This window comes from Citrobacter enshiensis (assembly GCF_029338175.1).
Lineage (GTDB): Bacteria > Pseudomonadota > Gammaproteobacteria > Enterobacterales > Enterobacteriaceae > Citrobacter_D > Citrobacter_D enshiensis.
In genome coordinates, this window is the sequence record NZ_CP119862.1 from 4,400,477 (window position 1) to 4,427,248 (window position 26,772).

A 26,772-nucleotide genomic window follows, 5' to 3' on the forward strand; every position below is an offset into this window, starting at 1 on the left:
AATCTGTATCAAGCTGAATCTGATGTCTCTTCGCCAAAACACCTTTGGCGTTGTAAGGTTAAGCCTCACGGTTCATTAGTACTGGTTAGCTCAATGTATCGCTACACTTACACACCCAGCCTATCAACGTCGTAGTCTTCAACACGTTCCTTCAGGAGACTTATAGTCTCAGGGAGAACTCATCTCGGGGCAAGTTTCGTGCTTAGATGCTTTCAGCACTTATCTCTTCCGCATTTAGCTACCGGGCAATGCCATTGGCATGACAACCCGAACACCAGTGATGCGTCCACTCCGGTCCTCTCGTACTAGGAGCAGCCCCCCTCAATTCTCCAGCGCCCACGGCAGATAGGGACCGAACTGTCTCACGACGTTCTAAACCCAGCTCGCGTACCACTTTAAATGGCGAACAGCCATACCCTTGGGACCTACTTCAGCCCCAGGATGTGATGAGCCGACATCGAGGTGCCAAACACCGCCGTCGATATGAACTCTTGGGCGGTATCAGCCTGTTATCCCCGGAGTACCTTTTATCCGTTGAGCGATGGCCCTTCCATTCAGAACCACCGGATCACTAAGACCTGCTTTCGCACCTGCTCGAGCCGTCACTCTCGCAGTCAAGCTAGCTTATGCCTTTGCACTAACCTCCTGATGTCCGACCAGGATTAGCTAACCTTCGTGCTCCTCCGTTACTCTTTAGGAGGAGACCGCCCCAGTCAAACTACCCACCAGACACTGTCCGCAACCCGGATTACGGGTCTACGTTAGAACACCAGCCATTAAAGGGTGGTATTTCAAGGTTGGCTCCATGCAGACTGGCGTCCACACTTCAAAGCCTCCCACCTATCCTACACATCAAGGACCAGTGTTCAGTGTCAAGCTATAGTAAAGGTTCACGGGGTCTTTCCGTCTTGCCGCGGGTACACTGCATCTTCACAGCGAGTTCAATTTCACTGAGTCTCGGGTGGAGACAGCCTGGCCATCATTACGCCATTCGTGCAGGTCGGAACTTACCCGACAAGGAATTTCGCTACCTTAGGACCGTTATAGTTACGGCCGCCGTTTACCGGGGCTTCGATCAAGAGCTTCTCCTTACGGATAACCCCATCAATTAACCTTCCGGCACCGGGCAGGCGTCACACCGTATACGTCCACTTTCGTGTTTGCACAGTGCTGTGTTTTTAATAAACAGTTGCAGCCAGCTGGTATCTTCGACTGATTTTCAGCTCCACGAGTAAATCGCTTCACCTACATATCAGCGTGCCTTCTCCCGAAGTTACGGCACCATTTTGCCTAGTTCCTTCACCCGAGTTCTCTCAAGCGCCTTGGTATTCTCTACCTGACCACCTGTGTCGGTTTGGGGTACGATTTTGTGTTACCTGATGCTTAGAGGCTTTTCCTGGAAGCAGGGCATTTGTTACTTCAGCACCGTAGTGCCTCGTCATCACACCTCAGCGTTAATAAACGACCGGATTTACCTAATCGTTCCGCCTACATGCTTAAACCGGGACAACCGTCGCCCGGCTAACATAGCCTTCTCCGTCCCCCCTTCGCAGTAACACCAAGTACAGGAATATTAACCTGTTTCCCATCGACTACGCCTTTCGGCCTCGCCTTAGGGGTCGACTCACCCTGCCCCGATTAACGTTGGACAGGAACCCTTGGTCCTTCCGGCGAGCGGGCTTTTCACCCGCTTTATCGTTACTTATGTCAGCATTCGCACTTCTGATACCTCCAGCAACCCTCACAGGCCACCTTCAACGGCTTACAGAACGCTCCCCTACCCAACAACACATAGTGTCGCTGCCGCAGCTTCGGTGCATGGTTTAGCCCCGTTACATCTTCCGCGCAGGCCGACTCGACCAGTGAGCTATTACGCTTTCTTTAAATGATGGCTGCTTCTAAGCCAACATCCTGGCTGTCTGTGCCTTCCCACATCGTTTCCCACTTAACCATGACTTTGGGACCTTAGCTGGCGGTCTGGGTTGTTTCCCTCTTCACGACGGACGTTAGCACCCCGCCGTGTGGTCTCCCGTGATAACATTCTTCGGTATTCGCAGTTTGCATCGGGTTGGTAAGTCGGATGACCCCCTAGCCGAAACAGTGCTCTACCCCCGAAGATGAGTTCACGAGGCGCTACCTAAATAGCTTTCGGGAGAACCAGCTATCTCCCGGTTTGATTGGCCTTTCACCCCCAGACCACAAGTCATCCGCTAATTTTTCAACATTAGTCGGTTCGGTCCTCCAGTTAGTGTTACCCAACCTTCAACCTGCCCATGGCTAGATCACCGGGTTTCGGGTTCTATACCCTGCAACTTAACGCCCAGTTAAGACTCGGTTTCCCTTCGGCTCCCCTATTCGGTTAACCTTGCTACAGAATATAAGTCGCTGACCCCATTATACAAAAGGTACGCAGTCACCCCATAAAAGAGGCTCCCACTGCTTGTACGTACACGGTTCAGGTTCTTTTTTCACTCCCCTCGCCGGGGTTCTTTTCGCCTTTCCCTCACGGTACTGGTTCACTATCGGTCAGTCAGGAGTATTTAGCCTTGGAGGATGGTCCCCCCATATTCAGACAGGATACCACGTGTCCCGCCCTACTCTTCGAGTTCACACCACATGCGATTTTGTGTACGGGACTATCACCCTGTACCGTCGGACTTCCAGACCGTTCCACTACCACACATGCTGATTCAGACTCTGGGCTGCTCCCCGTTCGCTCGCCGCTACTGGGGGAATCTCGGTTGATTTCTTTTCCTCGGGGTACTTAGATGTTTCAGTTCCCCCGGTTCGCTTCATTACGCTATGTATTCACGTAATGATAGTGTGTCGAAAACACACTGGTTTCCCCATTCGGAAATCGCCGGCTATAACGGTTCATATCACCTTACCGACGCTTATCGCAGATTAGCACGTCCTTCATCGCCTCTGACTGCCAGGGCATCCACCGTGTACGCTTAGTCGCTTAACCTCACAACCCGAAGGTGTTTCGTAAAAACACATCGTGTTGCGAAAATTTGAGAGACTCGAACACACCGCTTATCTGTTCTTATTACGGAGAACAGACACAGTGTGTCGTTTCAATTTTCAGCTTGATCCAGATTTTTAAAGAGCAAAACTTCTTAATGCACTCGAAAGTACATTCAGAAGTTCATCATTCATCAGACAATCTGTGTGAGCACTACAAAGGCAGGTTCTTTAAGGTAAGGAGGTGATCCAACCGCAGGTTCCCCTACGGTTACCTTGTTACGACTTCACCCCAGTCATGAATCACAAAGTGGTAAGCGCCCTCCCGAAGGTTAAGCTACCTACTTCTTTTGCAACCCACTCCCATGGTGTGACGGGCGGTGTGTACAAGGCCCGGGAACGTATTCACCGTGGCATTCTGATCCACGATTACTAGCGATTCCGACTTCACGGAGTCGAGTTGCAGACTCCGATCCGGACTACGACCATACTTTATGAGGTCCGCTTGCTCTCGCGAGGTCGCTTCTCTTTGTATATGCCATTGTAGCACGTGTGTAGCCCTACTCGTAAGGGCCATGATGACTTGACGTCATCCCCACCTTCCTCCAGTTTATCACTGGCAGTCTCCTTTGAGTTCCCGGCCGAACCGCTGGCAACAAAGGATAAGGGTTGCGCTCGTTGCGGGACTTAACCCAACATTTCACAACACGAGCTGACGACAGCCATGCAGCACCTGTCTCACGGTTCCCGAAGGCACTAAAGCATCTCTGCTAAATTCCGTGGATGTCAAGAGTAGGTAAGGTTCTTCGCGTTGCATCGAATTAAACCACATGCTCCACCGCTTGTGCGGGCCCCCGTCAATTCATTTGGAGTTTTTAACCTTGCGGCCGTACTCCCCAGGCGGTCGACTTAACGCGTTAGCTCCGGAAGCCACTCCTCAAGGGAACAACCTCCAAGTCGACATCGTTTACGGCGTGGACTACCAGGGTATCTAATCCTGTTTGCTCCCCACGCTTTCGCACCTGAGCGTCAGTCTTGTCCAGGGGGCCGCCTTCGCCACCGGTATTCCTCCAGATCTCTACGCATTTCACCGCTACACCTGGAATTCTACCCCCCTCTACAAGACTCTAGCCTGCCAGTTTCGGATGCAGTTCCCAGGTTGAGCCCGGGGATTTCACATCCGACTTGACAGACCGCCTGCGTGCGCTTTACGCCCAGTAATTCCGATTAACGCTTGCACCCTCCGTATTACCGCGGCTGCTGGCACGGAGTTAGCCGGTGCTTCTCTTCTGCGGGTAACGTCAATCGACACGGTTATTAACCGTATCGCCTTCCTCCCCGCTGAAAGTACTTTACAACCCGAAGGCCTTCTTCATACACGCGGCATGGGCTGCATCAGGCTTGCGCCCATTGTGCAATATTCCCACTGCTGCCTCCCGTAGGAGTCTGGACCGTGTCTCAGTTCCATGTGTGGCTGGTCATCCTCTCAGACCAGCTAGGGATCGTCGCCTAGGTGAGCCGTTACCCCACCTACTAGCTAATCCCATCTGGGCACATCCGATGGCAAGGGAGGGGGGGCCCGAAGGTCCCCCCTTCTTTGGGTCTTGCGACATTATGCGGGTATTAGCTACCGTTTCCAGTAGTTATCCCCCTCCATCGGGCAGTTTCCCAGACATTACTCCACCCCCGTCCCGCCACTCGTCACCCAAGAAGCAAGCTTCTCTGTGGCTACCCGGTTCGACTTGCATGTGTTAGGCCTGCCGCCAGCGTTCAATCTGAGCCATGATCAAACTCTTCATTTAAGTTTGATTGCTCAAAGAATTAAACTTCGTAATGAATTACGTATGTCACTCTTGAGACTTGGTATTCATTTTTCGTCTTGCGACGTTAAGAATCCGTATCTTCGAGTGCCCACACAGATTGTCTGATAAATTGTTAAAGAGCAGTGCGACGCGCTTCAGCGCTCTGTCGCGAGGTGGCGTATATTACGCTTTCCTCTTTCAGAGTCAACCCTGATTTTCAGGATTTTTCTCTTCAACCGAACCGGCTGTTTGTGTGAAGTGATTCACATCCGCCGTGTCGATGGAGGCGCATTATAGGGAGTTCTCTGGCGCCCGCAACCCTTAAATGACAGAAAAATGACTGACTGCTGCATTCCACAGCAAAACCCCGCCTTATACCAATTTACACACAGAGTTATCCACAAAGATACCGATATTTCCATTCGCGACGACTCACTGTGCGTGTGTCTATGCCGCTGGGACTGGTCATTCATCTATACCTGACACACATTCTGCCTTCCCTCGCCCCTACATCTATTGTTCATCGCAGCAGCCCCCTTTGGTAGCAGCACGGCAATCTGCTGTTCAACGCCAGCTGCGTTAGCCCAGATCCAGCACGACTATTCTATAGAGCACCCTTAATAAGGCAGGTTCTTGTTTTGGGCAAGCGGACAATGATCTCTTCCCATCACCAGGTGGCTCCAGTCCCGCCCCCTGATGTTGCCGACGCGGGAGGAAAGACGCTGTGAGTGATGATGGGTGACAAGAGGTGTACTGAGAGACAGATATCGATTTTGCGTTTGTCGCCCCAGGCCGCGGCCTGTTGAGAACGATTAAAACCAACGCTTCTATATATAGAAGAGTCCCGTGCGCTATAAATGCAAAGAACCCGCCCAAAGGGCAGGTTCTTGCTTGATGGGTTCAGGTCGGTTTCAGACCTCTCCCACCTATTTATTCTGTTCCTGTCGCTGCCGGACATCGCCAGATGCGGTTCTTCCTCTGGCACGGGTCAGTTCAGGCTCACCTTTTCCGGTAAACGTTGGCAGTTCCGTGAACCTTGTTATTGGTGTTGCCAGAGGTCATCACGAAAATGTCTCCCCCTTTTTCATCTGCTTTTTTAGAAAGCTCAATTTTCGCCTCAGCAGTGCTGGTCGTACCTGATGTGGAAACTTCACCGACGTTGACATACTGATCAGCGACTTTCTCGAAGTCTCTCTGCAGCATCATTTCCGCAGCCTGCGCACTGAAAGAAAATACAGCGACTAGCGCTCCAGCAATTATCTTTTTCATATATCCCTCATCATTACTGGTTATCACACTTAACGACTTGTGTTTATTTTGAAGAATCAAATGATCGCTCAAAAATAGATATGCCTGATCTATGTGAAAGTGGAATAGCCATTTGCTTTATCTGTAAATCCAAATGACCTGCATCACTCACAACACGCCAGACATCATAACTATATGAACAGTTAACGTAATACTGTCAACAATAATAAAATCACGACATACGCAATAGATATAACGGCTATACTGACTCTGGTGAAAAAGGCAGAATAAACGATAGCCACATTAATTATCTCTACTATAAAATGCTAGTTCATTGAGAAGAAAAAGTTCTGATAAAAAGAAAAAGAAGGGGGCGATTCGTTAAGCAAAATCTCATTCATTACACATCCCGCCTTATATTACCTGACATACCCCACATCAACTAATATTAAGAATAGCTTATCCACACAGAAACATTAAATGGTTTTATTTTTTTAAACATTTGTCATTTTATCAAAAATGAGAATAGCAAAAATATGCGGCATTGATCACAAAAAAAAGACGGAGCGGATATAGATTTCCGTAAAATAAACGTTGTTATTGATATCGCATTATATGATTATTGAATACATCGACAGTGTCCAGTCAGTAGGAACAAAGCGTAGATGGCATGTTCAAAAAATAATTTATTTACAAAAGAAGTGTCCAACCAACTGATCGCATTGATTAATGAAAGACCAGAAGACAAGTTACAGATTGATGATCTTGTCACTATCTCTGGATTTTCAAAATTTTACCTGCAATCTTTTTTTAAAGCACACACGGGAATATCGCTCGGGCGCTTTATAAAGGATATCTATCTTAATCATTCTGCTCTTGAACTAGTGAACTCCCAGAATACCATTCTGAATATTGCCTTAAATGCAGGATATAGTTCACAACAATCATACTGTCGGGCATTTCGCAAAAAATATAACATAACCCCAGGCGAACTCAGAAAGTCAGGAATAAAAGCAGAAGATTTTATGCCTGAAAACTAAACAGCATTATTGACTACTTTCCCAGTACGATACGCTTATTCTTAAGGTTAGTCCGTACCGTCATTCTCCGCAGTCATTTGTGGCTACTCTACTCACTCCACTCTTTGCGCAGAAATATCCCCTCAAAATGATGCATAAAAAAAGACCGCACGGGCGGCGGTCAAATGATGTGTTAAGAATAGTAATTGTTTATTTCTCTTTCAGGCACATTTACTCACATTTCATAAACATCATCAACTCAGAAAAAAGAATCCTTTCTCTTACTTGAAGCGCCTTATGAAACATTGACAAAGTACCGTTTAAAATCTCACCATGCAATTTAATTATAATCATTATATTCCATATAGTTAAATCGTTTCATAATTCTAAACGATTAACTCTAGCGAGACAAATTGAATAAGGTATCCTGCATTCATTACCATTAATCAAGACATTATCGAAACAAGTAAAATTAACAGAATATTCACTAAAACTGTACCGACTCAAAACAATATATCGGGATTTATCATCCCGTGATGACATAACCACGCGGTCCCCCTTAGTACTATTACCCCTAAACCATAACCCAGGGGTGATACGTCAACGAAAGAAGATGGGTCGAGCTTAGTTTTACCAACCCGACGGAGGGAGGAGGAATAGTATGTTCCTTAATTATTTTGCACTTGGCGTTTTAATCCTGGTGTTCCTGATAGTTTTTTACGGTGTCATCATCATTCATGACATTCCTTACGAAATCGCCAAAAAACGTAACCACCCGCATGCCGATGCCATACATGTTGCGGGATGGGTAAGTCTGTTCACTTTACATGTACTGTGGCCGTTCCTGTGGATTTGGGCCACGTTGTATCGCCCCGACCGTGGATGGGGAATGCAACCAACACAGCAACCGCAGTATGAAAATCTGCAATTGCGTATTGCCGAACTTGAACGGCAAGTGAAAAAGCAACAACAACACGCTGACTCTGATAACACTCAAGGCAATTAATTGTGGATTTATTAATTATTCTGACTTACGTGGCTCTGGCCTGGCTGGTTTTTAAAATATTCAAGATTCCTGTCAATAAATGGAGTATCCCAACAGCTGCGCTGGGCGGAATCTTTCTGGTTGGCGCCCTGATTCTATTAATGAACTATAACCACCCTTATACCTTTAAGGCGCAAAAAGCGGTGATATCCGTTCCGATTACGCCACAGGTGACGGGGATTGTTCGTAAGGTCACGGATAAGCCAAACGAACTGATCAAAAAAGGCGAAGTTCTTTTTGAACTGGACCCGACGCGCTTCCAGGCCCGCGTTGCGAGACTGGAAGCCGATATTGTCACCGCAATCCATAATGCTGATTCGCTACAGGCACAGATGGATGAAGCCATCGCAAATACCGCGACAGCAGCTGCGCAACGCGATCGCTTGTACAAAGATTACCAACGCTACTTGCAGGGCAGTAAGGCGAAGGTGAATCCGTTTTCAGAAAGCGATATTGATCATGCCCGGCAAAGCTACCTCGCTCAGGATGCGGCAGTAAAGTCATCCGTTGCTGAGCAAGCGCAAATCAAAAGCCAGCTTGATAGCCTTCTCAACGGCGAACAATCGCAAGTTGCCAGCCTGCGCGCCCAACTTGCTGAAGCAAAGTTTGATTTAGAGCAGACCGTTGTCCGTGCGCCAAGCGATGGCTACGCCACTCAGGTGTTGATCCGCCCTGGTACTTTTGCGGCAGCGCTACCATTGCGTCCGGTAATGGTGTTTATCCCCAAACAAAAACGACAGATCGTGGCGCAATTCCGCCAGAACTCATTGTTGCGTTTAAAAGCCGGTGATGAAGCTGAGATCGTATTTAACTCTTTGCCAGGTCAGGTCTTTACAGGAAAACTGGCCGGCGTGCTTCCAGCGATTCCAGGCGGTTCGTATCAGGCTCAAGGGACACTGCAATCCTTGACGGCCACGCCGGGTAGCGAAGGTGTTCTCGCTCTCATTGATCTGAACCCGGATGAGAATATTGATGCCTTACCGGATGGTATTTACGCGCAAGTTGCCGTCTATTCAGACCATTTTTCTCATGTGGCCATTATGCGTAAAGTATTACTGCGTATGACCAGTTGGATGCATTACCTCTATCTGGACCATTAAGCAGTTCATTGTGCCTTGTTGATATCGGGTAATTATTTCAAGTCGTAGATCATCTACACTGGAAGCAAGGCACAATGTTTACAGAACAGACATAATGAAACAATTAAAAATCAGAGATTTAAAAATACTGCTGGATCTTGTTGAAACGAAAAGTTTCAGTCTGTCTGCGAAAAATGCTGGTCTGACCCAGGCCAGCATCAGTAAAAGCATTGCGGCAGTGGAAGAAACGTTAGGAATCAAAATAATTGATCGGGAGAGTCGCCCTGTCAGGCTAACCGCTTTCGGCGAAACGCTGTTGCCTCGCATTAGAAAGCACATTATTGAAAATGATGAGCTCTTTGAACTGGTTGAGCATTATAAGAAAGCCCCCTCTGGCGAAGTCAATATCTTTTCCCCTTCAGGTATGCAGGCTTATCTTGCAGAAAATATTCTGCCGCCCTTGTTTCAACGATTCCCCGATTTGAACGTAACAATAACAACATCCAACCACTATAAAGCCGACTACTTTAAAGGCGTAAGTTTTAATAACTCCTGCGATATGCTGATTTCCTATTCTCCACCGCATAATCAGAATCTGATCGCCAGAAAAGTAAAACGCATACGGATGGATGTGTTTGCCACCCCAGAATTCTATGAACGCCATCCCTTCACTACGCCAGAAGAGTTATCCCGGCATCCTTTCATTTTGTTAAGTTCGATGGCGAATAATAGTTATGAAAATGTGTTTGAGTTTGCGAATGCAGAGACTACAGAAGTAAAATCGGTCGCCGTTACGGGAAAACTAAAGTTTGACAATGTTTACACCGCCATCAATTGCTGTCGGAATGGGATGGGGTACATGGTCACGTCCGATTTACTTCTGAAAGATACCACCGGAATACAGGCCGTCCTGCCGCCAGAATGGGGCATTTATATTGATTGCTATGTCATTTATAGAAGCCGGAAGAACCTGCCATTCCGTGTACAATCATCGTTAGATTATATTATTGAGCTAATGGCTCAGGAAAATAAGCCGTAACAGCCGCTGACGGTAATGTCATTAGACGCAGGCCTGCTGTTATGAGTGATGAGTACAACGTAAAACTCATTCAAACACCTTTGCCTTTCGGGAGTCGTCATTCACCGCCAGAGCAAATTTCAAAAACGTGTCCCCGATCATTTTATCCAGTTCTACCGCGTATTTTGTTGGCCGCAGGCAACGTCCTTCCCTTTCAAAAAGTGGCACGGGAAAGTAAGAACAAAAGCGTTTTAGCATAATACTGACTGTTGGTGCCGAACAGTTCAACACCACACTGGCATTAAATATCGTCTTATAGCTCATCACCGCAGAAAAGTAGAGTGCAGAATTAAAATCAATGTTTTTCAGATATTCAAAGTCATGTTTTTCAAGCATATCGATATTCTCAATGTTCACTCAATTAGCCTCTCATATAACAACATAAAATATAAGTATTTTAAATGATTGAACAAACAATCATTAACGCTATGAAGTTATAAAACAAAACCATATACATCCAGATATAGTTAAGTAACGTGGCGATTTATTGCGGAGTCGGCACCAATATTAAGGAATAACTCCAATACGCCAGGTTAACTAAACTATTTTGCAAATCAAAACAGTTAGCGCGTTATTAAATACTGACTTAGAAAATTAATACAGATTCAACTCAGGGGCCATCCTGATGAATGTTTAAAAGAGTACCAAAACCACAAAAAAGATAAACAATTAAAAGATGCGAAACAGTGAATACTATTATTCCAAAATTGTCATATCACCCAAAACGTCATCACTAAACGCCAGTTCCCTGGACCAGGAACAGAAGGCCTGCAGCAATTCAGGCGCGAGGAAAATGTCATATCCCTATGAAGAGGGAGCTTTTGACAACACGGCACCTTCCCCCACACCGGCTCCACCTCAGGGGGTCCGACGCTCCTCAGGCAAAATTGATCCAGACACATTTTTGCGAAATAACTCTTGATGCAAAACTTGATCTTTATGATAATCATTCTTGTTATCATTTTCATAACGGACGTGCCTGGTATGCTTAACACTACGGCAGCACAAGACATTAAAGACACTACGCCGCTCTCTCCTTCTCGAGCTAAACGCCAGATAGACAGCAAGACGCTGCTTGGCGAAGAGGGATGGGTGCTGATTGAACATAAAGGTCAACATTACCTGCTGCGCCAGACGCAATCCGGAAAACTGATCCTGACTAAATAAAACATTCTATTTCGCCAGCCACCCAGGTCATCCCAGGCAGCCAGCACTTTTCAATGTCCTCATGGAGAGTTGTTATGTTACGCCTGCAATCTGCCTCTTTGCGCCCATCGCTACTGGCGATCGTTATCGCCAGCGCCTTGCCTGGGGCGGCTTACGCAACCACAGACGATATGACCGTCACCGCGACCGGTAACGCCCGCAGCGCTTTCGAGGCACCAATGATGGTCAGCGTTATTGACACGTCCGATCCCGAAAACCAGACCGCCAGCTCTGCCGCTGACCTGCTGCGCAGTGTTCCCGGCATCACCCTGAACGGAACGGGGCGCACGAATGGCCAGGATGTTAACCTGCGTGGCTATGACCGCCGTGGTGTGTTGATTCTGGTTGACGGTGTGCGTCAGGGAACCGACACCGGGCACCTCAACAGCACGTTCCTCGACCCTGCCTTGATTAAACGTATTGAAGTCGTACGCGGGCCTTCAGCGCTGCTGTACGGTAGCGGCGCGCTGGGTGGTGTGATCGCCTATGAGACGGCCGATGCCAGCGATCTACTCCAGGACGGGCAAAACAGCGGATTCCGCGTCTTTGGTACCGGCGGCACCGGCGATCACAGTCTGGGAATGGGCGCCAGCGCCTTTGGCCGCACCGATAATCTGGACGGTCTGGTGGCATGGTCCAGCCGCGATCGCGGCGATTTGCGTCAGGGTGATGGCTCTACCGCGCCCAACGATGAGTCCATCAATAATATGCTGGCAAAAGGCGCCTGGCAGATTAACGATGCGCAGTCGCTAAGCGGCTCACTGCGCTATTACAATAATGCTGCGCAGGAACCGAAAAATCCGCAGACCATTGAAGCCTCAAGCGGCAGTAATCCGATGGTGGACCGTTCGACGATCCAGCGTGATATGCAGATGTCTTATAAACTCGCCCCACAAGGCAATGACTGGCTGAACGCCGATGTCAGCGCGTACTGGTCTGAAGCCCGCATTAACACGCAGAATATCGACAGCACGGGTGAATTCCGCAAACAGACGACCAAAGGTGGCAAAGTTGAAAACCGCAGCCGTCTTTTCAGCGACTCTTTTGCCTCTCATCTGCTGACGTATGGCGGAGAATATTACCGCCAGGAGCAACATCCCGGCGGTGCCACGACTGGATTCCCGGAAGCGAAAATCGACTTCAGCTCAGGCTGGTTACAGGATGAAATCACCCTGCGCGACCTGCCTGTTACGCTGTTAGGCGGTACGCGTTATGACAACTACCGTGGCAGCAGCGACGGTTATGATGATGTCGATGCAGACAAATGGTCATCGCGCGCCGGGATGACCGTCAGCCCCACCGACTGGCTGATGCTGTTTGGTTCTTACGCTCAGGCATTCCGCGCGCCGACAATGGGCGAAATGTATAACGACTCAAAACACTTCTCTATCGGCAACTTCTACACTAACTACTGGATACCGAATCCGAATCTGCGCCCGGAAACGAACGAAACGCAGGAATATGGTTTTGGGCTGCGCTTTAACGACCTGATGCTGTCCAACGACGCTCTGGAGTTTAAGGCCAGCTACTTTGATACCAACGCGAAGGATTATATCTCCACGTCCGTCGACTTCGCCGCAGCTACCACCATGTCTTACAACGTCCCGAACGCCAAAATCTGGGGCTGGGATGTGATGACAAAATACGCGACCGACCTGTTCAGCCTCGATGTCGCGTACAACCGCACGCGTGGCAAAGATACGGACACCGGCGAATATATCTCCAGCATTAACCCGGACACCGTCACCAGCAAGCTCAACGTACCGGTGGCGCAAAGCGGTTTCTCCGTCGGCTGGGTCGGCACCTTTGCCGATCGCTCAACGCACATCAGCAACGAATACAGTAAACAGCCGGGTTATGCCGTGAACGATTTTTACGTCAGTTACCAGGGACAACAAGCGCTGAAAGGCATGACCACCACGCTGGTGCTGGGCAACGCCTTCGATAAAGAGTACTGGTCGCCGCAGGGTATCCCGCAGGACGGTCGTAACGGCAAGATTTTCGTGAGCTATCAATGGTAATCATCGCACCCCGGTTCGCCGGGGCTATTATCTGGAAGGAAGAGACAATGAATCACTACACTCGCTGGCTTGAGCTAAAAGAACAGAACCCGGGGAAGTATGCGCGTGATATCGCGGGTCTGATGAATATCAGCGAAGCCGAACTGACCTTTGCCCGTGTCGGCCATGATGCCTGGAGACTGCACGGTGACATCCGCGAACTCCTCGCTGCACTTGAAGCCGTTGGCGAAACAAAATGCATTTGCCGCAACGAGTACGCAGTGCATGAACAGGTCGGCGCTTTCACCAACCAGCATCTGAGCGGCCACGCCGGACTGGTGCTTAACCCGCGTGCGCTCGATCTGCGCCTGTTTCTGAATCAATGGGCCTGGGTGTTCCATGTCAAGGAAACGAGCGCCCGCGGTGAGCGTCAAAGCATTCAATTCTTTGATTATCATGGGGATGCTGTACTGAAAGTGTACGCGACCGACAACACGGAAATCCCGGCCTGGAATGACGTTCTGCATCGCTTTGTCACCGAAGAGAATCCACCACTGGCGCTGAAAGTGGCCGACGCCCCCGCCAGTGCCCCACAGGCAGATGCAAGCACCATTGAAAAAGAGTGGCGTGCGATGACCGACGTTCACCAGTTCTTCACCCTGCTAAAACGCCATAACCTGACCCGTCAGCAGGCGTTCGAACAGGTTGCTGACGATCTGGCCTGTAAGGTGCCGAACAGCGCGCTGGCAGGGATCCTCAACGCTGCCCGCCAGGACGGCAACGAAATCATGGTCTTCGTCGGCAACAAAGGATGCGTGCAAATCTTCACTGGCGTCATCGAAAAAGTGGTGCCGATGAAGGGTTGGCTGAACATTTTTAATCCGACCTTTACGCTGCATCTGCTGGAAGAGAAGATTGCCGAGACCTGGGTAACGCGAAAACCTACCGCTGACGGCCACGTCACCAGCCTCGAACTCTTTGCGCACGACGGCACGCAAATTGCCCAACTCTACGGTCAACGGAGTGAAGGCGAGCCGGAGCAATCGCAATGGCGCAAGCAGATCGATGCCCTTGCGCCAAAAGGACTGGCGGCATGAAAAAATGGCTCGCCCTGATTGTCGCACTGCCGCTGAGCGCGTTTGCTGCCTCGGCAGATAAGATCGTCGCCCTCGGAGGGGATGTGACCGAGATCGTCTATGCGCTCGGGGCGCAGTCCTCGCTTGTCGCACGCGACAGCACCAGCCAGTGGCCTCAGGAGGCCACTGCCCTGCCGGATGTGGGCTATCTGCGCCAGCTTAATGCCGAGGGGCTGCTCGCCATGCGCCCCACGCTTGTGCTGGCCAACAGCCAGGCGCAGCCTTCGCTGGTTCTCAAACAGCTTGAGCAAAGCAAAGTAAGGGTGATTACCCTTCCGGATCGCAACGATCTCAGCGTCATTGATGAGAAAGTCCAGATCATCGCGAAGGCCACCCACCGGGTTGCGCAAGGCGAGGTCCTGCGAAAAACGTTACATCAGGAAATCACCGCCCTGCCAACCGCGCCGCTCAATAAACGCGTGCTGTTTATTCTGAATCACGGCGGGATGAGTGCGATGGCGGCCGGACAGCAAACGGGGGCTGACGCCGCCATTCGCGCGGCGGGATTACAAAACGCCATGCAGGGATTCTCTCGCTACCAGCCGCTTTCTCAGGAAGGGGTCATCGCCAGCCAGCCTGACCTTGTGGTAATCCCCCTGCAAGGTCTGGCGGCTCTGGGCGGTGAAGAAAACCTGTGGAAACTGCCCGGACTGGCGCAAACGCCTGCGGGTCGCCATAAGCAGGTGCTGGCGGTCGATGATATGGCGCTGCTCGGCTTTAGCGTGCGCACTCCGCAGGCTATCCAGCAGCTACGCAGTAAAGCGGAGTCGTTGCCCTGATGCCACGGCATATCACGTTCTCCCTGTATACGCTGGCGCTGATACTGGCGCTGGCGACGGTTCTGGCGAGCGGCTTTGGCGCTCTGCGCCTGCCGGTGAACCTGCTCTGGCGTGAAGGTGATGATGCCTTACGCCAGATTTGGTTGACCATCCGTTTGCCCAGAGTGCTGCTCGCGCTGGTTATCGGCGGTTCGCTGGCGCTGGCAGGCTGCGTCATGCAGGGGCTTTTCCGCAATCCTCTTGCCGACCCCGGCCTGCTTGGGATCAGCAGCGGCGCGGCTCTCGCCGTTGCGCTGTGGGTGGTGCTGCCGTTCACCTTGTCTCCGCTGCTGATGCTTTACGCCCCGATGCTGGCGGCGTTCGTTGGGGCATTAGTGGCGACGATCGTTATTTTTCTGCTCAGCCGACAGCATCATGGCTCGCTTTCGCGGCTCCTGCTCGTCGGCATCGCCATCAACGCCTTGTGCGGCGCGGCGGTAGGCGTTCTGTCGTGGCTCAGTAACGATGCGCAACTCCGCCAGCTTTCGCTGTGGGGAATGGGGAGTCTCGGTCAGGCGCAGTGGTCAACGCTGCTGGCGGTGACCTCTCTGATGCTCCCCACGGTAGTGATCATCTGGCGCCTTGCGGCCACGCTTAATCTCCTGCAACTGGGTGAAGAAGAGGCCCATTATCTGGGGGTCGATGTCCGCACTGTTCAGCGTATTTTACTGGTTTGCAGCGCGTTGCTGGTCGCAGCGGCGGTCGCCATCAGCGGGGTCATTGGGTTTATCGGTCTGGTCGTTCCGCATGTGATTCGCATGTGGTTAAGCGCGGACCACCGGGCGGTGATCCCAGGATCTGTGCTGGCCGGTGCGTTCTTGTTACTCGTTGCCGATACGCTCGCCCGCACGCTGGTTGCCCCGGCAGAAATGCCGGTCGGACTCCTGACCAGCATGTTGGGCGCCCCCTGGTTCCTGTGGCTTATTTTTCGCCGGGGAGGACAGCATGACTGAACGCCTTACAGCTGAAGGGATAAGCTACGCTGTCGCCAACAGACTCGTGATTCGTGACGTTTCTGTTACCCTTGCGCAGGGGGAATTGCTGGCGCTTATTGGCCCGAACGGTGCGGGAAAATCAACGTTGCTGCGGCTGCTCACCGGCTATATCCCCCCCGCGCGCGGTCGCTGTCTGTTAGCGGACAAACCGCTGGCGCAATGGTCAGCGCAAACCCTTGCGCGCTACCGCGCCGTAATGCTCCAGCAAACGCAGGTGGGTTTCGACTGGCCAGTCGAAACCGTGATTGGGATGGGGCGAATGCCCTGGACGCCACAGCCCGAACCGTCAGTGATTCATCAGGTGATGCAGTTGACCGAATGCCTGTCGCTGGCGGGAAGACGCTATGCCGCGCTGTCCGGCGGTGAACAACAGCGCGTGCAGTTAGCGCGCGCGCTGGCGCAACTGTGGCGCGATGGCTCACCACGCGGTTGGCTGTTTCTTGATGAACCGACCTCTGCGCTGGATCTGTTTCATCAGCAGCATTTGCTCCGACTGCTTAAATCGCTCACCCGGCAGGGACATCTTCACGTTTGTGTGGTGCTGCACGATCTCAATCTGGCGGCACTGTGGGCGGATCGCATTCTATTGCTGCATGAAGGCCGGATCGTTTCTGAAGGTACGCCCATCGATGTTCTGCAACGCGAAACGTTATCCCGCTGGTACGGCGCCGACGTTCAGGTTGGTCCGCATCCCTGCGCCCCAACGCCCCACGTCTTCCTGACCCCTTAATGTATCCACCGTATTAAGGGGGACGGTTAACAAATCACGAGATTTTACAGGCCGTTAATTATGTTGCACCGGTGCCAGAAAATTCCTGGCGCCTTTGAATTACGCAGCCCATCAGGGATAATACCCTTACGATTCGTGAAATCAGGACTGCGATGAGACATTCCCTGCAACGCCTCGCTGTGCGTAAACGGCCAATGAAACTCGGTACGACGGTGATACTGATGGTCAGCGCCGTTCTGTTCTCCGTGCTGTTGGTTGTCCATCTGATTTACTTCTCACAAATCAGTCAGATGACCCGCGACGCGCTGGCGAATAAAGCGCTGGCGGTGGCGCGGACGTTGGCGGACTCCCCGGAAGTTCGCCACGGCCTCGAGAAAAAACCCGAAGAAAGCGGTCTTCAGACGATTGCCGAAGCCGTCAGTAAGCGCAACGATTTGTTGTTTGTCGTGATCACCAATATGCAGAGCATCCGCTACTCGCACCCCGAAGCGCAACGCATCGGCAAACCGTTTAAAGGCGACGACATCCTTTTGGCCTTGCAGGGAAAAGAAAACGTTGCCATCAATCGCGGCTTTCTGGCGAAAGCGCTGCGGGTATTCACCCCCATCTATGACGAAAACCATCAACAAATCGGCGTCGTCGCTATTGGCCTCGAACTCAGCCGGGTCACCGAACAAATCAACAACAGCCGCGGGAGCATTATCTGGTCTGTTTTATTTGGCGCACTGGTCGGTCTGTTAGGCGCTTACGTGCTGGTCAGGGTGCTAAAACGCATTCTGTTTGGCCTGGAACCCTACGAAATCTCCACGCTTTTTGAACAGCGTCAGGCCATGCTGCAATCCATGAAAGAGGGGGTGATCGCGGTCAACAGCAGCGGCGAAGTGACGCTGATAAACCAGGCGGCGCAGGAACTGCTCGCCTGGCGAAAATCCCAGGATGATGCGCAGCTCTCCACCCTCAGCCATGCCTGGTCGCAGGTTGTGGATCTCAGCGAAGTGCTTCGCGACGGCAAACCACGCCGCGACGAAGAGATAAACATCAAAGACCGGTTGCTGTTAATCAACACCGTCCCGGTGCGTAGCAATGGGAAAATCATCGGCGCAATCTCAACCTTCAGGGATAAAACTGAGGTTCGCCAGCTCATGCAACGACTGGACGGTATGGTCAACTACGCGGATGCACTCCGTGAACGATCCCACGAATTTATGAACAAATTGCATGTGATTCTGGGATTATTGCATCTGAAGAGTTATAAGCAGCTGGAAGATTATATTCTGAAGACCGCGAATAACTATCAGGAAGAGATCGGCTCACTGCTGGGAAAAATAAAATCCCCCATCATCGCAGGTTTTTTACTCAGTAAGATGAATCGCACATCCGATTTAGGGCACAGTCTGGTGATCAGTAATGAGAGCCAGTTGCCGGAGTGCAGCAATGAAGATCAAGTCACTGTGTTGATTACCGTTTTGGGTAATTTGATTGATAACGCGTTGGAGGCGTTCGATCAAACGCCCGGCGGCGAAATCAGCGTATCCTTACATTATCGGCATGGTTTTCTACACTGCGAAGTGAATGATGATGGCCCGGGCATCGAACCCGAGCGAATAGCACACATTTTTGAGAAAGGCGTCTCGTCAAAGGGAACCGAACGTGGTGTCGGTTTATCTTTAGTAAAACAACAGGTTGAAAGTATTGGCGGTCACATTTCCGTCGAGTCGGAACCTGGGATCTTTACACAATTTTATGTACAGTTACCCTGGGATGGGGAGAGGAACCGCGTATGATCAATGTCTTAATTGTCGATGACGACGCAATGGTAGCGGAGCTAAACCGTCGCTATGTTGCGCAAATCCCTGGCTTTCATTGTTGCGGAACCGCCTCTACGCTGGAGAAAGCAAAAGAGATCATCTTCGATGGTGAAGAACCTATTGACCTGATTTTGCTTGATATTTATATGCAAAAGGAAAATGGGTTGGATCTGTTGCCGATCCTGCACAGCGCGGGCTACAAATGCGATGTCATTGTTATATCTTCAGCAGCCGATGCCACCACCATCAAAGACTCCCTCCATTACGGTGTGGTTGATTATCTGATCAAACCTTTTCAGGCGTCCCGCTTCGAAGAGGCGCTGACGGGCTGGCGGCAACGAAAATCCGCGATGGAAAAACGTCAGTACTATGAACAGTCAGAACTCGACCAACTCATTCACGGCAGCGCCTCCAGCGAGCAGGATAACCGACGTCTGCCAAAGGGTCTGACGCCGCAAACGCTGCGCACGCTGTGCCAGTGGATAGACGCTCACCAGGAAATGGAATTTTCCACTGATGAATTGGCAAACGAGGTTAATATATCTCGCGTTTCCTGCCGAAAGTACCTTATTTGGCTGGTGAACTGCCATATATTGTTTACCAGTATTCATTATGGCGTCACCGGCAGACCGGTTTACCGTTATCGTATTCAGGCTGAGCATTACTCGTTACTTAAGCAATATTGCCAGTAAAAAGAAAATGCAGACCTGGAGTTATTCGTTATATAATCGTAAAAATTATTACAATAATGAAAAATTACCAGGTCTCAGATTTAATTACCGCAATACAAAGCTTGTGCCAGATCAAACTGGGCCGTAATACGGCATTTAATTCAGTATCTTATAATTGATTTACGCCGCGTTGTTTTTAATTTCATAAGCGCTAACAAAAGTTATTTAAGTATTATCTGGCTTACAGAGTGTGTATTTTTATTAAAAAAGGATTTGCCTGAATTAGCTAAATACTTCAGGTAATTTAAAATAAGTAGCAATGGAGAACATGCTACATCTTATGAATACCGTATCTTTTCGTGAGCAGACGACTGATTCTACATTCCCGGATTATAATTCAATACCCCGGCGTGACTGCGATCACATAAATAAAATCTCTTTCTCTTTTAGCTGTGATTTACGTAATAGCCGAAGAGGTAGCGCTGATGATATGTTATTGAATAACTGGAATAACATACAAAAACAACAACACCAGCCACTGCTCATCATTAAAAGCCCTGCGCCCCATCGCCAGAGAGTGCTCATCTCTGAAAAGAACTATAATAACTTAAACATTTTTAATAATTTCCTAAAGAATCTGGCATTGCATTAATCGCAAATGCCGAGATAACGAATATTTGCCAATTTTTGATATGTGTACAGGAAATCAAAAATTGTCAGTGAGCCATTTAACAAAATTGACTGGGTTTTTCGCGAGGGTAAATAAATGTTATTTAGTATACAACTTCTCATTATATTAGTGTGTCTGTTTTATGGCGCCAGAAAAGGCGGTATCGCGCTGGGTTTGTTAGGCGGTATCGGTCTTGTCATTCTGGTTTTTGTTTTCCATCTTCAGCCGGGTAAACCCCCGGTCGACGTTATGCTGGTTATCATCGCGGTGGTGGCAGCATCGGCGACCTTGCAGGCTTCCGGCGGTCTGGACGTCATGTTGCAGATTGCGGAGAAGTTACTGCGCCGCAACCCGAAATATGTCTCCATCCTGGCGCCATTTGTAACCTGTACGCTGACTATTCTCTGCGGTACGGGCCACGTGGTATACACCATTCTGCCAATCATCTACGACGTTGCGATTAAGAACAATATTCGCCCGGAACGTCCGATGGCAGCGAGTTCCATCGGTGCGCAGATGGGGATCATCGCTAGCCCGGTTTCCGTTGCGGTGGTATCACTGGTAGCGATGCTGGGTAATGTCACCTTCGAAGGCAAGCATCTGGAATTCCTTGACCTGCTCTCTATCACTATCCCTTCAACGCTGTTGGGTATACTGGCTATCGGTATCTTTAGCTGGTTCCGTGGTAAAGATCTGGATAAAGACGAAGAGTTTCAGAAGTTTATTTCCGTTCCGGAAAACCACCATTACGTGTACGGCGATACCGCAACGCTGTTAGACAAAAAATTGCCGAAGAGCAACTGGCTGGCGATGTGGATCTTCCTGGCCTCTATCGCAATCGTTGCTGTGTTGGGCGCCTTCTCCGAATTGCGTCCGTCCTTTGGCGGTAAACCACTGTCCATGGTTCTGGTCATTCAGATGTTTATGCTGCTGACCGGCGCGCTCATTATTATCCTGACCAAGACCAATCCTGCTTCTATCTCAAAAAATGAAGTATTCCGTTCAGGTATGATCGCCATTGTGGCGGTGTACGGTATTGCCTGGATGGCGGAAACCATGTTCGGTGCGCATATGGGTGAAATCCAGGGCGTACTGGGTGAGATGGTGAAAGAGTACCCATGGGCCTATGCGATTGTTCTGCTGCTGGTTTCCAAGTTTGTAAACTCGCAGGCGGCGGCGCTGGCGGCTATCGTTCCGGTGGCACTGGCTATCGGCGTCGATCCGGCGTATATCGTGGCTTCTGCTCCGGCGTGCTACGGCTATTACATTCTGCCGACCTACCCGAGCGATCTGGCGGCAATTCAGTTTGACCGTTCCGGCACCACCCACATTGGTCGCTTCGTGATTAACCACAGCTTCATTATGCCTGGTTTGATCGGCGTGAGCGTCTCCTGCGTATTTGGCTGGGTCTTCGCTGCCATGTACGGGTTCCTGTAACCACACTTCGCGTGCCGCACCGTTAAGCGCGGCACGCACCTCGAAATAAACGGTGAATGTTACATTCCTGATAAAAACGAACAGGCTGGAAGCAAATGTCAAAAATTGAATTCACTTACCAGGCGCCTTTCCCTATGGGGGAAGACAAAACAGAATACTATCTGCTGACCTCCGAGCACGTTAGCGTTAGCGACTTCGAAGGAGAGTCGATTCTGAAGGTCGAGCCACAAGCCCTTACGCTTCTGGCCCAGCAAGCCTTCCACGACGCCTCCTTTATGCTCCGCCCAGCACACCAGCAGCAAGTCGCCTCCATTCTTCATGACCCCGAAGCCAGCGAAAACGATAAATACGTCGCGCTGCAATTCTTACGAAACTCTGAAATCGCGGCAAAAGGCGTGTTGCCAACCTGCCAGGATACCGGCACCGCGATCATCATGGGTAAAAAAGGCCAGCGCGTCTGGACCGGCGGCGGTGACGAAGCCGCGCTGTCAAAAGGCGTGTATAACACCTATATCGAAGACAACCTGCGCTATTCACAAAACGCCGCGTTAGATATGTACAAAGAGGTTAACACTGGCAGCAACCTGCCCGCGCAAATCGACCTCTACGCCGTTGACGGCGATGAATACAAATTTCTCTGCATCGCCAAAGGTGGCGGTTCCGCGAACAAAACGTACCTGTATCAAGAAACCAAAGCCCTGCTGACCCCGGGCAAACTGAAAAACTACCTCGTCGATAAAATGCGGACGCTGGGAACTGCGGCCTGCCCGCCATACCATATCGCGTTTGTGATTGGCGGTACCTCCGCGGAAAGCACGCTGAAAACGGTGAAACTCGCCAGCACGCACTACTACGACGAACTGCCGACTGAAGGCAACGCACACGGCCAGGCGTTCCGCGACATTCAACTGGAGCAGGAACTGCTGGAAGAGGCGCAAAAACTTGGCCTCGGCGCCCAGTTTGGCGGTAAATATTTCGCTCACGATATCCGCGTGATCCGTCTGCCGCGTCATGGCGCATCCTGCCCGGTGGGGATGGGCGTCTCCTGTTCGGCTGACCGCAACATTAAAGCCAAAATCAACCGCGACGGTATCTGGATCGAAAAACTGGAACAAAATCCGGGCCAGTACATTCCAGAATCCCTGCGTCAGGCGGGTGAAGGTGAAGTGGTTAGCGTTGACCTCAACCGCCCGATGAAAGAGATCCTCGCCCAGCTATCACAGTATCCGGTCTCCACCCGCCTTTCACTGACGGGCACCATCATCGTGGGGCGCGACATTGCCCACGCGAAGCTGAAAGAGCGTATTGACTCAGGAGAAGGTCTGCCGCAGTACATTAAAGATCACCCGATCTACTACGCAGGCCCGGCCAAAACACCGGCTGGCTACCCGTCGGGTTCCCTGGGCCCAACCACCGCTGGCCGTATGGACTCCTACGTCGATCTGCTGCAATCTCACGGCGGCAGCATGATCATGTTGGCGAAGGGCAACCGTAGCCAGCAGGTGACCGACGCCTGCCACAAACACGGCGGCTTCTATCTGGGCAGTATTGGTGGCCCGGCTGCAGTACTGGCTCAGCAGAGCATCAAGCACCTGGAATGCGTGGAATATCCGGAACTGGGTATGGAAGCGATCTGGAAAATCGAAGTAGAAGATTTCCCGGCCTTCATCCTCGTGGATGACAAAGGTAACGACTTCTTCCAGCAGATCGTCAGCAAGCAGTGCGCTAACTGCGCGAAATAACCGTTACGGCCCGGTGTCCCATCGGGCCGTTTTTTCCTGTGAAATACAGGCGTTGAATTTTTCCCCGCGGCGGTGAATAGTGACCTTTTCCTTTGAGTCGCAAAATCATCATGACCCGCACGCTTAATCCCTTGATGTTACAAGCTGGCGCTCTCATTTTAGGGCTGATTCTCCTCTACACCGGCCTCTCTGCCGGGGAGAAACTCACCTGGTTGATGGAAGTCACGCCGGTGATTATTGTCGTCCCGCTGCTGCTGGCAACGGCGAAACGCTACCCGCTGACGCCCCTGCTCTATACGCTCATTTTCTTACACGCCATCATTCTGATGGTTGGCGGCATGTACACCTATGCCAAAGTCCCGATTGGGTTCGACGTTCAGGAATGGCTGGGACTCCACCGTAATCCGTACGACAAATTGGGCCATTTCTTCCAGGGGTTAGTCCCTGCCCTGACGGCGCGCGAGATTTTGCTGCGCGGGCAAATTGTACGGGGGAGTAAGATGCTGGCCTTTCTGGTGTGCTGCGTAGCGCTGGCCATCAGCGCGACCTATGAATTTATCGAATGGTGGGCGGCACTGGCGATGGGCCAGGGGGCCGATGATTTCCTCGGCACTCAGGGCGATCCGTGGGATACCCAGTCAGATATGTTCTGTGCCCTGCTCGGCGCATTAACCACGGTGATACTGCTGGCCGGTTTTCATTGTCGCCAGCTACGACGATACGCACTGCTGCCGGACTCCTGATCCCGGAATGACATCGTGCTTATCCGGCCTGTACACAGAGGCCGGATAACACGTTCGCACAGCCCCGGAGCAATATCACTATCAGCCAAAAAAATAGTTCACCTGTCGATAAACAACGGAATTAAAACGTTATTAATGCAGTTTAACACTCTGTTTATTAACACAAAAAAAAGAAAAATAGTGTGTTTTTCGCTCACTTTACACTCTCGCTTTCTCAGGATAATACTTGCCCGCGTCACATTCATACGGTGTGTCTGCAATCCGCAAATTGCATTACCTCCACAACGGGTAACAGATGATGAAAGTATTAATTGTTGAAAGTGAGTTTCTGCACCAGGACACCTGGGTCGGTAGCGCCGTCGAACGCCTGGCGGATGTCTTAAGTCGGCAAAATGTCACCGTCATTAAGTCCACGTCTTTCGATGACGGTTACGCCATCCTGTCCGCCAATGAAGCCATTGACTGTCTGATGTTCAGCTACCAAATGGAACAGCAGGATGAACACCAGAACGTCAGGCAATTGATCGGCAAGCTTCACGAACGCCAGCAAAATGTCCCGGTTTTCCTGTTAGGCGACAGGGAAAAAGCGACCGCATCGCTGGGCCGCGACCTACTGGAGCTTGTCGATGAATTCGCCTGGATTCTGGAAGATACCGCAGACTTTATTGCCGGGCGCGCCATCGCCGCAATGACCCGTTATCGGCAGCAACTCCTGCCGCCGCTGTTCAACGCGCTAATGAACTACAGCGACATCCATGAATACTCCTGGGCAGCACCTGGTCACCAGGGCGGCGTCGGTTTTACCAAAACGCCGGCAGGCCGTTTTTACCATGATTACTATGGCGAAAATCTGTTCCGTAGCGACATGGGGATCGAACGAACCACTCTTGGCTCCTTACTTGACCATACTGGCGCCTTTGGCGAGAGTGAGAAAAATGCGGCCCGCGTCTTTGGCGCCGATCGTTCCTGGTCCGTGGTGGTGGGAACCTCCGGTTCTAACCGCACCATCATGCAGGCCTGCATGACCGACAAGGATGTGGTAGTGCTGGATCGTAACTGCCACAAATCCATCGAACAAGGGCTGATCCTGACCGGCGCAAAACCGGTCTATATGGTGCCGAGTCGCAACCGTTACGGCATTATCGGGCCGATCTATCCGCAAGAAATGCAGCCGGAAACGTTGCAGAAAAAAATCAGCGAAAGCCCGCTGACCAAAGACAAAGTGGGGCAAAAACCGGCCTACAGCGTGGTGACCAACTGCACCTATGACGGTGTGTGCTACAACGCCAAAGAAGCGCAGGACCTGCTGGCGCAAACCACTGACCGCCTGCACTTCGACGAAGCCTGGTACGGTTATGCCCGTTTTAACCCGATTTACGCCGACCACTACGCCATGCGCGGTCAACCGGGCGATCACAGCGGCCCGACCGTTTTCGCCACGCACTCCACCCACAAACTGCTGAATGCGCTCTCGCAGGCCTCTTACATCCACGTACGTGAAGGTCGCGGCGCGATAAACTTTTCGCGCTTTAACCAGGCGTACATGATGCACGCCACCACCTCGCCGCTGTATGCGATTTGCGCCTCCAACGATGTGGCGGTTTCCATGATGGATGGGAACAGTGGTCTGTCGCTGACCCAGGAGGTGATCGAAGAAGCGATCGACTTCCGCCAGGCCATGGCGCGGTTGTACAACGAATTCGCCGCAGACGGGGAGTGGTTCTTTAAACCGTGGAACAAAGAGGTCGTCACCGACCCGGCAACCGGAAAAACCTACGACTTTGCTGATGCCCCGAGACAACTGTTGGCCACTGAACAGGACTGCTGGGTGATGCATCCTGGCGAATCCTGGCACGGCTTTAAGGATCTGCCGGATAACTGGAGCATGCTCGACCCGATAAAAGTCAGCATTCTGGCACCAGGAATGGGCGATGACGGCGAACTGGAAGAGACAGGGGTGCCTGCCGCGCTGGTGACGGCCTGGCTTGGCCGTCATGGGATTGTGCCGACCCGAACCACCGACTTCCAGATTATGTTCCTGTTCTCCATGGGGGTCACCCGTGGCAAATGGGGCACACTTATCAACACTCTATGCTCTTTCAAACATCATTATGACGCCAACACGCCGCTGGCGCAGGTGATGCCGGAACTGGTGCAGAACTATCCTGACACTTACGCGAGCATGGGCATTCACGACCTCGGTGACACCATGTTTAGCTGGCTGCGTGAAAATAATCCCGGCGCGCGACTTAATGCCGCTTACTCCGGCCTGCCCGCAGCCGAGGTAACGCCGCGCGATGCCTGGGACGCGATCGTCAACAACAACGTTGAAATGGTGGCCATTGAAAACCTGCCGGGTCGTATTGCGGCGAACGCCGTCATCCCTTACCCGCCGGGAATCCCGATGCTGCTGTCAGGGGAAAACTTTGGTGATGAAAACAGCCCGCAGGTGAGCTACTTACGCTCGCTGCAGTCCTGGGACCATCATTTCCCTGGCTTTGAGCATGAAACCGAAGGAACGGAAATCGTTGATGGTGTGTATCACGTCATGTGCGTGAAGGCGTAACGCCACAACACAACC

Annotated in this window: 18 protein-coding genes and 2 rRNA genes; 16 read left to right on the plus strand and 4 right to left on the minus strand. The window is 51.2% G+C overall.

The genetic code is table 11. The annotated features are described in order from the left end of the window. Positions 1 to 54 precede the first annotated feature (54 nt). The 3 genes from P2W74_RS21000 to yahO form a co-directional block, all read right to left on the minus strand. Positions 55 to 2,968 (minus strand): 23S ribosomal RNA (locus P2W74_RS21000). A 233-nt stretch (positions 2,969 to 3,201) separates the two neighbouring features. Further along, positions 3,202 to 4,766, minus strand: a 16S ribosomal RNA gene (locus P2W74_RS21005). Together the 16S and 23S rRNA genes form the textbook arrangement of a ribosomal RNA operon. A 999-nt stretch (positions 4,767 to 5,765) precedes the next feature. Then, positions 5,766 to 6,035: a DUF1471 family periplasmic protein YahO gene (gene yahO / locus P2W74_RS21010; RefSeq protein ID WP_276293080.1), complete on the minus strand. Its 270-nt coding sequence runs from the start codon at positions 6,033 to 6,035 to the stop codon at positions 5,766 to 5,768. Positions 6,036 to 6,679: 644 nt separating this feature from the next. Between yahO and P2W74_RS21015 the strand changes: the two genes are divergently transcribed. The 4 genes from P2W74_RS21015 to P2W74_RS21030 all read left to right on the plus strand — a co-directional run bounded on the left by P2W74_RS21015 (position 6,680) and on the right by P2W74_RS21030 (position 10,196). After that, positions 6,680 to 7,054, plus strand: a complete 375-nt coding sequence (locus P2W74_RS21015) for a helix-turn-helix transcriptional regulator (protein ID WP_276293081.1) — start codon at positions 6,680 to 6,682, stop codon at positions 7,052 to 7,054. 640 nt (positions 7,055 to 7,694) lie between these two features. Continuing rightward, positions 7,695 to 8,039, plus strand: a complete 345-nt coding sequence (locus P2W74_RS21020; RefSeq protein WP_276293082.1) for a DUF3302 domain-containing protein — start codon at positions 7,695 to 7,697, stop codon at positions 8,037 to 8,039. 2 nt (positions 8,040 to 8,041) lie between these two features. Continuing rightward, on the plus strand, positions 8,042 to 9,178 hold the full coding sequence (locus P2W74_RS21025; RefSeq protein ID WP_276293083.1) for an HlyD family secretion protein: 1,137 nt from the start codon (positions 8,042 to 8,044) through the stop codon (positions 9,176 to 9,178). Between the two features lie 94 nt (positions 9,179 to 9,272). Further along, positions 9,273 to 10,196: a LysR family transcriptional regulator gene (locus P2W74_RS21030; RefSeq protein WP_276293084.1), complete on the plus strand. Its 924-nt coding sequence runs from the start codon at positions 9,273 to 9,275 to the stop codon at positions 10,194 to 10,196. Between the two features lie 66 nt (positions 10,197 to 10,262). On the opposite strand, the gene P2W74_RS21035 is transcribed toward P2W74_RS21030, so the two are convergent. Then, entirely contained in the window at positions 10,263 to 10,592 is a 330-nt protein-coding gene (locus tag P2W74_RS21035) for a LysR family transcriptional regulator (RefSeq protein WP_276293085.1), read from the minus strand. Positions 10,593 to 11,219: 627 nt separating this feature from the next. On the opposite strand from P2W74_RS21035, the gene hemP reads away from it, so the two are divergent. The 12 genes from hemP to adiA all read left to right on the plus strand — a co-directional run bounded on the left by hemP (position 11,220) and on the right by adiA (position 26,757). Further along, a complete protein-coding gene (gene hemP / locus P2W74_RS21040) occupies positions 11,220 to 11,402 on the plus strand; it encodes a hemin uptake protein HemP (protein WP_276293086.1) in 183 nt (60 codons plus the stop codon). Positions 11,403 to 11,476: 74 nt separating this feature from the next. Next, a complete protein-coding gene (locus tag P2W74_RS21045; RefSeq protein WP_276293087.1) occupies positions 11,477 to 13,462 on the plus strand; it encodes a TonB-dependent hemoglobin/transferrin/lactoferrin family receptor in 1,986 nt (661 codons plus the stop codon). 47 nt (positions 13,463 to 13,509) lie between these two features. Next, positions 13,510 to 14,538 carry a hematinate-forming heme oxygenase ChuS gene (gene chuS / locus P2W74_RS21050; protein WP_276293088.1) on the plus strand — a complete coding sequence of 343 codons (1,029 nt, stop codon included), beginning with the start codon at positions 13,510 to 13,512 and terminating at the stop codon, positions 14,536 to 14,538. Continuing rightward, complete coding sequence (locus P2W74_RS21055; RefSeq protein WP_276293089.1) at positions 14,535 to 15,356, plus strand: heme/hemin ABC transporter substrate-binding protein; 822 nt, start codon at positions 14,535 to 14,537, stop codon at positions 15,354 to 15,356. The genes chuS and P2W74_RS21055 overlap by 4 nt, the downstream gene beginning before the upstream one ends. Then, a complete protein-coding gene (locus P2W74_RS21060; protein ID WP_276293090.1) occupies positions 15,356 to 16,348 on the plus strand; it encodes a FecCD family ABC transporter permease in 993 nt (330 codons plus the stop codon). Before P2W74_RS21055 ends, P2W74_RS21060 begins: the two co-directional genes overlap by 1 nt. Then, positions 16,341 to 17,120 carry a heme ABC transporter ATP-binding protein gene (locus P2W74_RS21065; protein ID WP_276293091.1) on the plus strand — a complete coding sequence of 260 codons (780 nt, stop codon included), beginning with the start codon at positions 16,341 to 16,343 and terminating at the stop codon, positions 17,118 to 17,120. The genes P2W74_RS21060 and P2W74_RS21065 overlap by 8 nt, the downstream gene beginning before the upstream one ends. 152 nt (positions 17,121 to 17,272) lie before the next feature. Continuing rightward, positions 17,273 to 18,904 (plus strand): sensor histidine kinase, encoded by a 1,632-nt coding sequence (locus P2W74_RS21070; protein ID WP_276293092.1) that lies wholly within the window; start codon positions 17,273 to 17,275, stop codon positions 18,902 to 18,904. Continuing rightward, positions 18,901 to 19,620 carry a two-component system response regulator DcuR gene (dcuR, locus tag P2W74_RS21075; RefSeq protein ID WP_276293093.1) on the plus strand — a complete coding sequence of 240 codons (720 nt, stop codon included), beginning with the start codon at positions 18,901 to 18,903 and terminating at the stop codon, positions 19,618 to 19,620. The genes P2W74_RS21070 and dcuR overlap by 4 nt, the downstream gene beginning before the upstream one ends. A 745-nt stretch (positions 19,621 to 20,365) precedes the next feature. Then, entirely contained in the window at positions 20,366 to 21,706 is a 1,341-nt protein-coding gene (gene dcuB, locus P2W74_RS21080; protein WP_276293094.1) for an anaerobic C4-dicarboxylate transporter DcuB, read from the plus strand. A 95-nt stretch (positions 21,707 to 21,801) separates the two neighbouring features. Then, on the plus strand, positions 21,802 to 23,448 hold the full coding sequence (gene fumA, locus P2W74_RS21085) for a class I fumarate hydratase FumA (RefSeq protein WP_276293095.1): 1,647 nt from the start codon (positions 21,802 to 21,804) through the stop codon (positions 23,446 to 23,448). A 110-nt stretch (positions 23,449 to 23,558) separates the two neighbouring features. Then, the gene (locus P2W74_RS21090) at positions 23,559 to 24,191 is read left to right on the plus strand and encodes a DUF2238 domain-containing protein (RefSeq protein ID WP_276295243.1); all 633 of its coding nucleotides are present in this window, start codon (positions 23,559 to 23,561) and stop codon (positions 24,189 to 24,191) included. Between the two features lie 298 nt (positions 24,192 to 24,489). Beyond that, positions 24,490 to 26,757: an arginine decarboxylase gene (gene adiA / locus P2W74_RS21095; protein ID WP_276295244.1), complete on the plus strand. Its 2,268-nt coding sequence runs from the start codon at positions 24,490 to 24,492 to the stop codon at positions 26,755 to 26,757. The last annotated feature ends 15 nt before the right edge of the window (positions 26,758 to 26,772 follow it).